Annotated in this window: 12 protein-coding genes and 1 tRNA gene; 11 read left to right on the top strand and 2 right to left on the bottom strand. The window is 40.1% G+C overall.

Annotated elements, in window-relative coordinates:
• Positions 1 to 6: 6 nt before the first annotated feature.
• A tRNA-Gln gene (locus PVK70_RS14650) sits at positions 7 to 81 on the top strand.
• A gap of 348 nt (positions 82 to 429) precedes the next feature.
• Here PVK70_RS14650 and PVK70_RS14645 read toward each other — a convergent pair.
• Positions 430 to 1,584: a 2-octaprenyl-3-methyl-6-methoxy-1,4-benzoquinol hydroxylase gene (locus tag PVK70_RS14645; protein WP_207216418.1), complete on the bottom strand. Its 1,155-nt coding sequence runs from the start codon at positions 1,582 to 1,584 to the stop codon at positions 430 to 432.
• Between the two features lie 252 nt (positions 1,585 to 1,836).
• Between PVK70_RS14645 and miaB the strand changes: the two genes are divergently transcribed.
• From miaB to lnt, 5 genes are all read left to right on the top strand, one after another.
• Positions 1,837 to 3,261, top strand: a complete 1,425-nt coding sequence (miaB, locus tag PVK70_RS14640; RefSeq protein ID WP_130048787.1) for a tRNA (N6-isopentenyl adenosine(37)-C2)-methylthiotransferase MiaB — start codon at positions 1,837 to 1,839, stop codon at positions 3,259 to 3,261.
• Between the two features lie 144 nt (positions 3,262 to 3,405).
• Positions 3,406 to 4,479: a PhoH family protein gene (locus tag PVK70_RS14635; protein WP_130048785.1), complete on the top strand. Its 1,074-nt coding sequence runs from the start codon at positions 3,406 to 3,408 to the stop codon at positions 4,477 to 4,479.
• 16 nt (positions 4,480 to 4,495) lie between these two features.
• The gene (ybeY, locus tag PVK70_RS14630) at positions 4,496 to 4,957 is read left to right on the top strand and encodes an rRNA maturation RNase YbeY (protein ID WP_130044782.1); all 462 of its coding nucleotides are present in this window, start codon (positions 4,496 to 4,498) and stop codon (positions 4,955 to 4,957) included.
• Positions 4,958 to 5,024: 67 nt separating this feature from the next.
• Positions 5,025 to 5,903, top strand: coding sequence for a CNNM family magnesium/cobalt transport protein CorC (gene corC, locus PVK70_RS14625; RefSeq protein WP_130044781.1), 879 nt, complete (start codon positions 5,025 to 5,027; stop codon positions 5,901 to 5,903).
• Between the two features lie 95 nt (positions 5,904 to 5,998).
• A complete protein-coding gene (gene lnt / locus PVK70_RS14620; RefSeq protein WP_130048783.1) occupies positions 5,999 to 7,504 on the top strand; it encodes an apolipoprotein N-acyltransferase in 1,506 nt (501 codons plus the stop codon).
• A 67-nt stretch (positions 7,505 to 7,571) separates the two neighbouring features.
• Here lnt and PVK70_RS14615 read toward each other — a convergent pair whose 3' ends face one another.
• Complete coding sequence (locus tag PVK70_RS14615; RefSeq protein ID WP_130044779.1) at positions 7,572 to 8,054, bottom strand: zinc ribbon-containing protein; 483 nt, start codon at positions 8,052 to 8,054, stop codon at positions 7,572 to 7,574.
• 166 nt (positions 8,055 to 8,220) lie between these two features.
• Between PVK70_RS14615 and leuS the strand changes: the two genes are divergently transcribed.
• From leuS to rlmH, 5 genes are all read left to right on the top strand, one after another.
• Positions 8,221 to 10,797 (top strand): leucine--tRNA ligase, encoded by a 2,577-nt coding sequence (leuS, locus tag PVK70_RS14610; RefSeq protein WP_130048781.1) that lies wholly within the window; start codon positions 8,221 to 8,223, stop codon positions 10,795 to 10,797.
• Positions 10,798 to 11,036: 239 nt separating this feature from the next.
• Positions 11,037 to 11,597 (top strand): LPS-assembly lipoprotein LptE, encoded by a 561-nt coding sequence (locus tag PVK70_RS14605; protein WP_165367197.1) that lies wholly within the window; start codon positions 11,037 to 11,039, stop codon positions 11,595 to 11,597.
• 2 nt (positions 11,598 to 11,599) lie between these two features.
• Complete coding sequence (gene holA / locus PVK70_RS14600; RefSeq protein WP_130044776.1) at positions 11,600 to 12,634, top strand: DNA polymerase III subunit delta; 1,035 nt, start codon at positions 11,600 to 11,602, stop codon at positions 12,632 to 12,634.
• Between the two features lie 56 nt (positions 12,635 to 12,690).
• The gene (gene rsfS, locus PVK70_RS14595; protein ID WP_165366864.1) at positions 12,691 to 13,008 is read left to right on the top strand and encodes a ribosome silencing factor; all 318 of its coding nucleotides are present in this window, start codon (positions 12,691 to 12,693) and stop codon (positions 13,006 to 13,008) included.
• Between the two features lie 4 nt (positions 13,009 to 13,012).
• On the top strand, positions 13,013 to 13,483 hold the full coding sequence (gene rlmH, locus PVK70_RS14590) for a 23S rRNA (pseudouridine(1915)-N(3))-methyltransferase RlmH (RefSeq protein WP_060993527.1): 471 nt from the start codon (positions 13,013 to 13,015) through the stop codon (positions 13,481 to 13,483).
• The last annotated feature ends 4 nt before the right edge of the window (positions 13,484 to 13,487 follow it).

Below are 13,487 nucleotides of genomic sequence, written 5' to 3'. Positions count from 1 at the left end.
CTCTGTTGGGATATCGCCAAGCGGTAAGGCACCGGCTTTTGATGCCGGCATTCCCTGGTTCGAATCCAGGTATCCCAACCACTTTTAAGAAAGCTCATCATTAATTTGATGGGCTTTTTTTTCGTCTGTACTATTCCTCTTTAAATCTCTTCTCACATATCCATGTTCTTTTTATATCACGTAATACCAATGTAACTAATTAGATGTTCTATTTATTACGCAGGAAAATCACTTAAGAGTAAGGCAAAAATTCTTATAAGTAGTTATTCTACAATAATAATTTTTAACGCAACTATTGAGTGATTTGACCAGTAATAATGATCAGATAATTAATGGAATTGGTATAACAAAAAAGGGCGATCAAATGATCGCCCTATCTTGTACAGATTCGCTTTACTCATCCCTAAGCTCTAGCCTCTGATATTATTTCTATAAACCTAACGCATATTTCAATGCTTGTGTTTTTAACGCCCCAGATGAATCTGCTAACTTTAAACCCGCATTTCGTAAAAATTTAACTGGAGGTAAAGAATTACTGAATAAGGTATAAAATAGATCCATACTGGATTGCATCGCTAAATTGTCTATTTTTCGTCTTGATTCGTAAATACGTAACGCTTTATCTGTCTCTGTGCCTTTAGATTCTATTTCTTCCAATAAGACTTTTACGTCTTTAAAGCCCAAATTTACACCCTGACCCGCTAAAGGATTAATAGTATGGGCTGCATCTCCTAATAAAACACAGCGATGTTCAACGTATTTTTGAGCATGTCGACGCGTTAAAGGAAAAGAACCATGTTGTTCTACAGTAAACTCCCCCAACTCTTGTGGAAAATGCGCTTTAATTTCTTTTTCTAACTGAATAGATGTCATAGAAGAGAGTTGTTTAATGCGCTGAGGGGAGTCATACCAAACTAAAGAACCTTTATTTCCATGTAAAGGTAGGAATGAACGAGGGCCTGAAGGCGTAAACCACTGCCAAGTGATATCCTGTTGTGGTTTTTCTGTTTCAATATTTATCAACATGCAGTGCTGACGATAATCCCAAGCGGTAATACCGATCTTTGCTTTCTGGCGTACATAAGAATTAGCACCATCTGCACCAATAACCCATTTAGTTTTAATTTTATTGCCATTATCCAGTGTTAGTTCATTGTACTCACTAAAAAATTCAAGCTCGGTAATTTTAGCCGGTGTAACAACCGTTAAATTGTCATAAGAAGAAAACTCTTGCCATAGACCTAATTGAATCAAACGATTTTCAACGATGAACCCTAGCTGTTCCATATTAAGGGTATCAGAATGAAAACGAGTTCGGCATTCAGGATGATCCCAAGTTTCTAAACGCTTATAAGGGCAAACTCTTGTTTTCTTAATGTGCTCCCATGCACCTAGCTCATTAAGTAAATCAACGGATGATTGAGAAATAGCAGAAACACGTACATCCATTGGTTGGCTATTATCAAAAGAATCCGGAGCTTTATGCTCAATAATAGCAACTTGATACCCTAATTTTGATAAACCAATAGCAGTCGCTGCTCCTACCATTCCACCACCAACAATGGTGTAATCATATTTTTTCATCATCCATAGACCTTATATGAGTCAATTATTTCCTTCATTCTACCGTGATTTTCACTTAATCAAAATCAATCAGGTTGTGCGAATTAACCTTTCTAGCTCAATATGACCTAATACCCATAAAATATTCAAGGGTGTCTACATCTAGTCATTAAGCGCGGAAAGCAGTACAATACGCGCCCTATCCGTTTTGATCGAGCTTGTCTCTCAAAACTGTACCGAATTCTAGTAATAAAATACGAGTGAAAAAGTTACATGACTAAGAAACTGCTAATCAAGACCTGGGGCTGCCAGATGAACGAATACGATTCATCTAAAATGGCCGATCTTTTAGGTGCCGCAAATGGTTATGAATTAACTGAAGATCCAAAAGAAGCGGATGTTCTGTTATTAAATACCTGCTCAATTCGTGAAAAAGCTCAAGAAAAAGTTTTTCACCAATTAGGCCGTTGGAAACATTTAAAAGATAAAAAACCAGACTTAGTGATTGGTGTTGGTGGCTGTGTAGCAACTCAAGAAGGCGACCATATTCGTCAACGCGCTCCTTATGTTGATGTCATTTTTGGTCCTCAAACGCTTCACCGTTTACCAGAAATGATCAAACAGTCTCAATCAAATGAAAAACCAGTAATGGATATTTCATTCCCTGAGATTGAAAAATTCGATAACCTTCCTGAGCCAAAAGCAGAAGGTGCATCAGCGTTTGTTTCTATCATGGAAGGCTGTTCAAAATACTGTACTTACTGCGTAGTTCCTTATACTCGTGGTGAAGAAGTTAGCCGTCCATTAGATGACGTATTATTCGAAATTGCACAACTGGCTGAACAAGGCGTACGTGAAGTAAACCTATTAGGTCAAAACGTAAATGCTTACCGTGGTCCAACGTATGACGGTGATATCTGTACGTTTGCTGAATTGCTACGTATGGTTGCTTCTATCGATGGTATCGACCGTATTCGCTTTACAACAAGTCACCCATTAGAGTTTGGTGATGATATTGTCGCGGTATATGAAGATACACCGGAATTAGTAAGTTTCTTACACTTACCAGTTCAAAGTGGTTCTGATCGCATCCTAACAATGATGAAGCGTCCTCATACTGCAATTGAATATAAATCAATTATTCGTAAATTACGCAAAGCTCGTCCGGATATCTTAATTAGCTCTGACTTTATCGTCGCTTTCCCTGGCGAAACAGATAAAGACTTCCAAGACACAATGAAGCTAATTAAAGACGTTGATTTCGATATGAGCTACAGCTTTGTTTTCTCTGCTCGTCCTGGGACTCCTGCAGCTGATTATCCATGCGATATTCCTGAGCAAACAAAGAAAGATCGTTTAGCTGAACTACAACAACAAATTAACTTCCAATCGTCGCGTTACTCTCGTCTAATGCTAGACACTGTACAACGTGCACTTGTAGAAGGTCCGTCAAAACGTAACCCAATGGAATTACGTGCTCGTACTGAAAACAACCGTGTAGTTAACTTTATCGGTAGCCCTGATTTAATTGGTCAATTTGTTGATATTCACATTACTGAATCATTCACTAACTCTCTACGCGGTAACCTCGTGCGTACAGAAAAAGAAATGGGTTTACGCGTTGCGGTATCTCCAGCAGAGATGATGGAAAAAACACGCCGTGAAGATGATCTTGGTGTAGGTACTTTTACGCCATAATGTGACATCCTCAATAAAATCAAAAACTAAAAAGATGATTAAGGTTTCTTGATCATCTTTTTTCTTATTTAACCTTGAGATAATTTATACTTTACCCAATAAATAATAGATAAGCATTTGTAATTAGCATTCTGAGAGGCAATCTTGAGCATTAAAACAACCAAATTAGAGTTGACCTTAGAGCCAGCAGACAATCACCGTTTATCTAGCCTTTGTGGCCCATTTGATGACAATATCAAACACCTTGAACGCCGCTTAGGTGTCGAAATCAATTATCGAGGCAACGAATTTACCGTCGTTGGTAAACCTCATACTGTTTCAGCCACTATCGACATCCTCAAAGATCTATACGTCGATACTGTACCTATAAAAAATCAATACCCTGATATTGAACCAGAACAAATTCATTTAGCGGTGAAAGAGTCGGGGATTTTAGAACAAGCGAAAGAAGAAGTATCAACCATTCCTTACGGAAAAGAGATCTTCATAAAAACCAAGAAAGGCCTAATTAAGCCAAGAACTGAAAACCAAGCTCAGTACTTAACCAACATGGTAACTCACGATATTACCTTTGGTATTGGCCCTGCAGGTACAGGAAAAACCTACCTTGCCGTTGCTGCTGCCGTTGATGCATTAGAGCGCCAAGAAGTTCGTCGTATCCTGTTAACTCGACCAGCGGTTGAAGCGGGTGAAAAATTAGGATTTTTACCAGGTGATCTTAGCCAAAAGGTTGACCCGTATTTACGCCCTCTTTACGATGCTCTATTTGAAATGCTTGGCTTTGAGCGCGTTGAGAAACTGATCGAGCGCAACGTCATTGAAGTTGCCCCATTAGCTTATATGCGTGGTAGAACCCTGAATGACGCCTTTATCATCCTTGATGAAAGTCAAAACACCACCGTAGAACAAATGAAAATGTTCTTAACCCGTATTGGCTTTAATTCACGAGCGGTTATTACAGGGGACGTAACCCAGATCGATTTACCTCGCGGGGCTAAATCTGGTCTTCGTCATGCCGTTGAAGTTCTTTCTGAAGTCGATGAAATTAGCTTTAATTTCTTTATTGCAGATGATGTTGTTCGCCACCCTGTTGTTGCTCGAATTGTAAATGCTTATGAAAAATGGGAAGCAAAAGATCAAAAAGAGCGTAAACTAGAAGAAATACGCAGAAAGCAAGAGCGTGACACTCGTATGGCTGACGCAGAAAATAATAAGTAACACAATCAGGTGAACAATGAGTATTGAACTCGATCTACAAATTGCATGTGAAAACGAAAGCGGCTTACCATCAGAAAAAGAACTGATGACGTGGTTAAATGCCGTTATTCCACAGTTTCAACCACAAGCTGAATTAACCATCCGTATTGTAGATGAAAAAGAAAGTCATGAATTAAATCACGAATATCGTGGTAAAGATAAGCCAACTAATGTACTTTCATTTCCGTTTGAAGCGCCTCCTGGTATTGAAATTGACCTACTTGGTGATTTAATTATTTGTCGCCAAGTTGTTGAGAGCGAAGCCATTGAACAAAATAAGCCATTATTAGCACATTGGGCTCATATGGTTGTACATGGTAGTCTGCATCTGCTAGGTTATGACCATATCGAAGATGATGAAGCTGAAGAGATGGAATCACTCGAAACCGAATTAATGCAAGGTATGGGATTTGAAGACCCATACATTGCTGAGAAATAACCACGGGATAATCCGTAGTTACTAATGTGCGCTATCCACATTGATAGCATTTACTTTAAAAGAAGCCATGAACGACGAAAATTCACAGAATACAGAAGGTCCGAGTAGAAAGTCCTTCTTAGGACGCCTTTCACAATTTTTCCAAGGAGAGCCTAAAGATCGCCAAGACCTAGTTGATGCATTTAGAGACTCTGAAGAAAATGAAGTTATCGACCATGACACCCGAGACATGCTTGAGGGTGTCATGGAAATAGCGGAAATGAGAGTAAGAGACATTATGTTACCTCGCTCTCAAATGGTTACGGTCGAGAAAACTCAAGACCTTGAATCACTGATAGCAACCATCATTGAAGCGTCTCACTCACGCTACCCTGTGATCAGCGAAGACAAAGACCATGTTGAAGGTATACTCCTTGCGAAGGACTTACTAAGATACTTAGGCTCTGACTGTGAAGCCTTTGAAATAGAGCAAGTTATTAGACCTGCTGTTGTAGTACCAGAAAGCAAACGTGTTGATAAGCTTTTAAAAGAGTTTAGAGAAGAACGTTACCACATGGCCATTGTAGTTGATGAGTTTGGTGGGGTTTCTGGTCTTGTTACTATCGAAGATATTCTTGAAGAAATCGTTGGTGACATTGAAGATGAATTTGATGACGAAGAAGAAAAAGACATTCGTCAGTTAAGTAAACATACCTTTGCGGTAAAAGCCTTAACTGAAATTGAAGACTTTAATGACGCGTTTTCAACTAACTTCAGCGACGAAGAAATAGATACTGTTGGCGGACTAGTATTAACTGGTTTCGGTCATTTACCAGAAAGTGGTGAAACGATTGAAATTTCAGGTTTTACATTCAAAGTCACTGCTGCTGACAACCGTCGAATTATTCAACTTCAAGTAACGATTCCTGATAAAGAATCGGAACATAAAGAACCTGAAGCAGAATAATGCAATCAGCCACTGACATCCTCAGTGGCTGAACTTTATCTAACTTATACAGACTAACTCTCTTTCGCTACCTACATCTATTTGAGTTATAACCAATGCCTTTACTTTCTCACTACGCCATCCGTCTTCTTATTGCTCTGCTTTCAGGCGCAAGCGCTACCCTTGCTTTTGCTCCCTACTCTTTATGGCCTTTTGCTTTTATTGCCCCTTTACTTCTTTTATTGCTATTGCATAAACAAACAACAAAAAAAGCAACGTGGTTGGGTTTTGTTTGGGGCTTAGGTTACTTTGGTGCCGGTGTGAGTTGGGTTCATGTCAGTATCGACAACTTTGGTGGCATGCCAGTCGCTGCTAGTCTATTTTTAATGATAGGGTTAATCAGCTACCTTGCGTTATATCCCATGCTATTCTCGTTTCTTTTACAACGAATTTTTAGCAACCATAAACTAACGAAATACTTATTGGCCGCTCCGGCGCTTTGGCTTGTAACCGATTGGCTGCGTGGTTGGGTATTTACCGGATTCCCATGGTTATGGCTAGGTTACAGTCAAATAGATAGCCCACTGTCTGCTTGGGGCCCAATATTTGGTGTAGAAGGCATAACACTAATGATCCTGATTTCTGCGGGGGCAATGGTATACAGCCTTCTAGAAAAAAAATGGACTTTGCTTTTAATCCCAGCAGTCATCATTGCCAGCTCTTTTGCCATCAAACCATTTGATTGGGTTACACCTCAATCAGATAAAGCAACAAAAGTAGCGCTAATCCAAGGAAATGTTAACCAAGCAATTAAGTGGCTGCCTAGCGAACGCTGGCCTACTATTATGAAATATATGGATTTAACCCGTAAAAATTGGGATGCCGATGTTATCGTGTGGCCTGAAGCCGCGATACCTGCACTGGAAATTGAAATCCCTAGTTTTCTACGTAATTTAGATAGCGCAGCATCAATGAACAACAGCACGGTAATCACTGGCATTGTCGGCCAAAGCCCTACCGGTAATTTCTACAATAATATTATTTCATTAGGCGTTAATGGAACAAATGGCTACAATTACACGCAGCAACCAAGGTACAGCAAACACCATTTACTTCCATTTGGTGAATTTGTTCCTTTTGAAAACTTATTACGCCCTATCGCACCAATCTTTAACCTGCCAATGTCATCATTCAGTCGTGGTGATTACATTCAACCCAACATGGAAGCCAGCGGCACACAATTAGCCCCTGCATTATGCTACGAAATCGTTTATGGCGAACAGGTCAGAGAAAACATTACACCACAAACTGATTATATTTTAACCCTATCTAATGATGCATGGTTTGGTACTTCTATTGGCCCACTGCAACACATGGAAATGGCTCAAATGCGAGCTTTAGAGATAGGAAAACCTGTTATTCGTTCAACAAATAATGGCGTAACGGCAATCACAGATCATAAAGGCAATATAACGAAACAAATTCCTCAGTTCACTACCGCTGTATTGCGAGGCGAAGTAATACCAACCATAGGTACAACGCCATATCGTTACTGGGGTTCATGGCCTTTATACCTATTAGTCTTTTTATCTTTACTTCTTGCTTGGCGTAAAAGAATCTAATTGAGTTCTATCGGTCTGTATCTATTAATTGAGATACAGACCTTTCTGCTTTAGCCAATAAGCTCAGCTATGGCTTAAGAGATACTCGGGTAAACTCTTCATTCTCACAATGCGTACAAGGCTGAATAATTTGTGCGTGATTAAATTGCTCGCGATGGCCACATTTCTCGCAAACCAAAATACCAAGCCCTACGACTTCACCTGCCTGATAAACGCCTTGATGTGCTAAGTCATCAAACATCTCATGCCATTCAACTTGTGTTTTATCGGTTATTTCAAGCAAACCGTGCCAAATAGAATCAGAGATTAATCGATAAAAAGGAGAATCAGGGAATGTTGTTTTGCTCTTTTCGTAATTCTGAGCAAACTCCTTCATGTCTCGTTTTACATAACTTGAAATTAAAGCCAATTCATCTTTGGTCATATCAGAAGCAGCGTCCACCACTTCTTCGGATGATTTCGCCCAGTGTTCAAATTCTTCAGGGCTTCTTTCTAACACATTCATTACGCGCTCTAAGACGGCGTTATAACCTGTTTTTTGCTTAGACATAAGTCACCTCCAAGAATTCGCTAGATTTATATAGCGAAGAGTGAGTTAAAGGTTATCAGGTCGCTTGAGTATAAGCGCTCCATTAGTTATTCTATGCCGATCAAGTATTATCTGATCAAACCGATCTCACATTTTTTGTGATCCACTGACATAACTGGGTAAATCGATGCAAGAACAATATAATCCACAGGATCTTGAACAAAAGATCCAAAAACATTGGGACGACAACAAAACGTTTGTTGTGACTGAAGACGCAAGCAAAGAAAAATTCTATTGCCTCTCAATGTTCCCATACCCAAGTGGTCGTCTACACATGGGTCACGTTCGTAACTACACCATCGGTGATGTGGTTTCTCGCTATCAGCGCCTACAAGGCAAAAACGTAATGCAACCTATCGGTTGGGATGCGTTTGGTCTTCCTGCTGAAAATGCAGCGGTAAAAAATAAAACAGCGCCTGCACCGTGGACTTACGAAAACATCGAATACATGAAAAACCAGCTTAAACTATTAGGCTTTGGTTACGATTGGAACCGTGAATTTGCAACCTGTACGCCTGAGTACTACCGTTGGGAACAAGAGTTCTTCACTAAACTGTACAACAAAGGTTTAGTTTACAAAAAAACGTCTTCTGTGAACTGGTGTCCAAATGACCAAACGGTTCTTGCAAACGAACAAGTTGAAGACGGTTGTTGTTGGCGTTGTGATACCCCTGTTGAACAAAAGAAAATTCCACAGTGGTTCATTAAAATTACAGAATACGCACAAGAGCTTCTTGATGACCTAGATAATCTTGATGGTTGGCCTGAAATGGTTAAAACCATGCAACGTAACTGGATCGGCCGCTCTGAAGGCGTAGAGTTATCTTTTGCTGTTAACGGCGAAGAAGCACCTTTAGAAGTATATACCACACGTCCAGATACGCTAATGGGTGTTACTTACGTTGGCATCGCAGCAGGTCATCCTCTTGCTGAAAAAGCGGCGGCAACTAACCCTGAGCTATTCGCTTTTACTGAAGAGTGTCGCAATACTAAAGTTGCCGAAGCTGAATTAGCAACGATGGAAAAGAAAGGTATGGATACTGGCCTACGTGCTATCCACCCTCTTAACGGTCGTGAAGTGCCAATCTATGTAGCAAACTTCGTATTAATGGATTACGGCACAGGTGCAGTAATGGCCGTTCCTGCTCACGATCAACGTGACTTCGAATTCGCAACTAAATACAATTTGGATATTATTCCAGTAATCAAACCTGAAGATGGTTCTGATGTAGACGTTTCTGAAGCGGCTTACACTGAAAAAGGCGTTCTGTTTGATTCTGGTGAATTCGACGATCTTGCTTTCCAAGAGGCATTTGATGCAATCGCGGCGAAACTAGAAGCAGAAGGTAAAGGCAAGAAAACAGTAAACTTCCGTCTACGTGACTGGGGTGTTTCACGCCAACGTTACTGGGGTGCTCCAATTCCAATGGTAACCACTGAAGATGGTGAAGTTCACCCAGTGCCTGCAGATCAATTACCAGTTATTCTTCCTGAAGATGTGGTTATGGATGGCGTAACTAGCCCTATCAAAGCCGATAAAGAATGGGCGAAAACCACATTCAATGGCGAGCCAGCACTTCGTGAAACAGATACCTTTGATACCTTCATGGAATCATCTTGGTACTACGCACGTTACTGTTCACCACAAGCTGACGATATTCTAGACCCAGAAAAAGCAAACTACTGGTTACCAGTAGACCAATACGTGGGTGGTATCGAACACGCATGTATGCACCTTCTTTACTCTCGCTTCTTCCATAAGCTTCTACGTGATGCGGGCTATGTAAACTCAGACGAACCATTCAAGCAGCTTTTATGTCAAGGTATGGTACTTGCAGATGCATTTAGCCACACTAATGAAAAAGGCACAAAAGAGTGGATCGCACCAACAGATGTAACGATTGAGCGTGACGCAAAAGGTCGTATCGAGAAAGCAATCGACAACCAAGGCCGTAATGTTGAGCACTCAGGCATGATCAAAATGTCTAAGTCTAAAAACAACGGTATTGACCCTCAAGAGATGGTTGATAAGTTTGGTGCTGATACAGTACGTCTATTCATGATGTTTGCAGCACCTGCTGATATGACTCTAGAATGGCAAGAATCAGGCGTTGAAGGCGCAAGTCGTTTCCTTAAGCGTGTATGGAAATTAGTTCACGAGCACACAACAAAAGGCGCAACTGACGCGTTAGATGTTGCCGCTCTTTCTGGTGACCAAAAAGCACTACGCCGTGATGTTCACAAAACGATTGCAAAAGTAAGTGATGATATTGGCCGCCGTCAAACATTCAACACTGCGATTGCTGCAATCATGGAATTGATGAACAAGCTTAATAAAGCACCTCAAGAATCAGCACAAGATCGTGCCCTTCTTGATGAAGCGCTAAAAGCGGTTGTTGTTATGCTTTACCCTATGACACCACATGCAAGCTTTGCAATGTGGGACGCATTAGGTGAATCGAACATCGATACAGCAGCATGGCCAACATTTGACGAAAAAGCACTTGTTGAAGATGAAAAAACTATCGTTGTTATGATCAACGGTAAGTTACGTGCAAAACTGATCGTTGCTGCAGATGCAACTGAAGAGCAAGTTAAAGAGCTTGGTCTAAAAGATGAAAACGCAATCAAGTTCCTAGATGGTTTAACGATTCGTAAAGTAATCTATGTACCTGGTAAACTGTTAAATATCGTAGCTAACTAATATTAACCAGTTAGTACTATTTAAACGTAAAAAGTAATTTGAACCTTTTATCAGATTACTTTTCTATTTAAAGCATAAGCGGATAGCCGCTTATGCTTATTTAACTGCTTTATTTTGAAACGACAAATTAATTAGAACAGTTAAATAAGCATTCTTACACCACTTGAGGGAGTTACTCGGTGAAACGTCTTTTATCTCTATTTTCTCTTCGAACCACTATTGTTCTGACTCTTTCACTTATGGTTTCAGCCTGTGGATTCCACTTGCGCGGTAATTATTTATTACCAGAAGAACTGCATGAAGTTTCTCTGACCAGTTTTGACCAATACAGTGATTTAACCCGTAATGTGCAAAAACAATTAAGAATGAATGGGATCCGTCAGGTTGCACCAACAACCGTAACGCCTAGCTTAAATTTAATCAGTGAAAGTCTTGGTGAGCGTACTCTATCTCTTTATCAAAATAGCAGAGCAGCAGAAAAAGCGCTGACCTATACCGTTACTTATAGCGTACTTATCCCTGAACATGACATTAAAACGTATACGACATCAGTAAACCGTAACTACCTTGATAACCCATTAACTGCCTTAGCGAAATCGGTAGAACGTGACATGATCGAAGATGAAATGCGAACGCAGGCTGCTGAGCAAATTTTACGTCAAATGGCACGTTTAAAAGCAGACGACACACCAGTAGGCACAAGTGTTGAAACAGCAACGCTTGATGATGATACTGAAAGTAAAGTGACAACCAAAGAAGTCATTGAAACGATGGATACATCGACAGGAAATATTCAATAGTCATGAGAGTATTTCCCGAACAACTTGTTCAAAATCTTGAAAGAGGTTTACGTCAGAGCTACTTATTATTTGGCAATGAACCGCTTTTAAAACAAGAAAGTCTCGATGCCATTCGTCAAGCTGCAATAAAACAAGGGTTTGAAGAGAAGCACCAATTTACGCTAGATAAGCAACTTGATTGGGAATTAATCTTTGATTGCACCCAAGCATTAAGCTTATTTTCATCTCGACAAATATTGGAACTCACTATTCCTGATACAGGCTTAACGACTGCACATACCAATAAAATAAAAGAATTGGTTCCAGCACTTCACGATGATATTCTGCTGATTTTTCAAGGACCAAGAGTCAACAAAGCACAAGAAAATACGCAATGGTTTAAAGCACTAACTCAACTTGGATTATTTGTTCCGTGTAATACACCTGATAATCAACAGTTACCACGCTTTATTCAACAACGCTGTAAAACGTTGAAATTAAAACCCGATGCTGAAGCAGTACAAATGCTTGCTCAATGGCATGAAGGTAACTTATTAGCCCTTGCTCAAAGCTTAGATAAACTGGCGCTGCTATACCCAGACGGCTTATTAACCTTAATTCGTATTGAGGAAGCGTTAAATAGAAATAACCATTTCACTCCATTCCAATTGGTAGATACATTATTGTCAGGCCAAGCTAAACGTGCGCAACGTATCTTGCGCCAATTAGAAAGTGAAGGCATGGAAGTGGTAATTTTACTAAGAACGTTACAAAAAGAGCTCTTCCTGCTACAAAATTTTCAGCAGGCAATAACTCAAGGCGAAGCTATGTTTACGGTTTTCGACCGATATAAAGTCTGGCAAAATCGTCGTTCACTGTATCAATCCGCATTGCAACGACTACCCATGCCACAGATACAACTACTGATTCGTTCACTGGCATTAATGGAAGTAGCAACAAAAACTGACTTTGATACCAATTGTTGGCCACAACTTAGCCAATTGACGTTAGATATGTGTAATATTCACATTTCAGTGACACCCAACTTATCTCATTGATTGAGTATCACTGATATACTCTTCCATAAATACTCCATTTCTTCTAGGTGATTACTTTGCAAGATAAAGAACTTCATGATTTTCTATTCAACCATGTTGACGATATGAAAGCCGAAAACATCATTACTCTTGATGTTCGCGATAAATCAAGCATTACTGATTTTATGATTGTCTGTACGGGTACCTCTAAACGCCACGTTAGTTCTATTGCTCTGAACGTATCAGATAAATCAAAAGAAATTGGTTTAATGCCTTATGGTATTGACGGTGAAGCGGAAGGTGAATGGGTGGTTGTTGATATGGGAAATGTCATGATCCACATTCTGCAACAAGAGCACCGTGAGCTATATCAACTAGAAAAGTTGTGGAGCTAGTTTAATGAAGCTTCAATTAATTGCTGTTGGTACAAAAATGCCGAAATGGGTAGAAGAAGGCTATAAAGAATACAGCCGTCGCTTCCCTAAAGACATGCCACTTGAGCTTGTTGAAATTACCGCTGGAAAACGTGGTAAAAATGCAGATATCGCTCGTATTCTTCAAAAAGAAGGCGAAGCTATGCTTGCAGCTGTTCCTAAAGGTAACCGCATTGTTACTCTTGATATTCCTGGTAAGCGTTGGGATACCGAACAATTAGCAGAGCAACTTGAAGTTTGGAAATTAGACGCTCGTGACGTATCCATTCTTATTGGTGGTCCAGAGGGGCTTTCCCCTGCCTGTAAAGCAGCAGCAGAGCAAAGTTGGTCTCTATCCCCGCTGACGCTACCACACCCTCTTGTTCGAGTTGTAATGGCAGAAAGCTTATACCGAGCATGGAGCATTACAGCCAATCATCCTTACCACAGAGAATAAGAGT

The sequence above is a fragment of the Aliivibrio sp. A6 genome (assembly GCF_028765505.1).
In the GTDB taxonomy this organism is placed as follows: Bacteria; Pseudomonadota; Gammaproteobacteria; order Enterobacterales; family Vibrionaceae; genus Aliivibrio; species Aliivibrio finisterrensis_A.
This window is presented reverse-complemented; position numbering and strand designations above follow the sequence as displayed.

Bases quoted from the DNA above. Each gene is read 5' to 3' on its own strand.
- PVK70_RS14615 (WP_130044779.1), bottom strand. From the start codon at position 8,054: ATGTCTAAGCAAAAAACAGGTTATAACGCCGTCTTAGAGCGCGTAATG.
- leuS (WP_130048781.1), top strand. From the start codon at position 8,221: ATGCAAGAACAATATAATCCACAGGATCTTGAACAAAAGATCCAAAAA.
- holA (WP_130044776.1), top strand. From the start codon at position 11,600: ATGAGAGTATTTCCCGAACAACTTGTTCAAAATCTTGAAAGAGGTTTA.
- PVK70_RS14605 (WP_165367197.1), top strand. From the start codon at position 11,037: ATGGTTTCAGCCTGTGGATTCCACTTGCGCGGTAATTATTTATTACCA.
- miaB (WP_130048787.1), top strand. From the start codon at position 1,837: ATGACTAAGAAACTGCTAATCAAGACCTGGGGCTGCCAGATGAACGAA.
- rlmH (WP_060993527.1), top strand. From the start codon at position 13,013: ATGAAGCTTCAATTAATTGCTGTTGGTACAAAAATGCCGAAATGGGTA.
- ybeY (WP_130044782.1), top strand. From the start codon at position 4,496: ATGAGTATTGAACTCGATCTACAAATTGCATGTGAAAACGAAAGCGGC.
- corC (WP_130044781.1), top strand. From the start codon at position 5,025: ATGAACGACGAAAATTCACAGAATACAGAAGGTCCGAGTAGAAAGTCC.
- PVK70_RS14645 (WP_207216418.1), bottom strand. From the start codon at position 1,584: ATGAAAAAATATGATTACACCATTGTTGGTGGTGGAATGGTAGGAGCA.
- lnt (WP_130048783.1), top strand. From the start codon at position 5,999: ATGCCTTTACTTTCTCACTACGCCATCCGTCTTCTTATTGCTCTGCTT.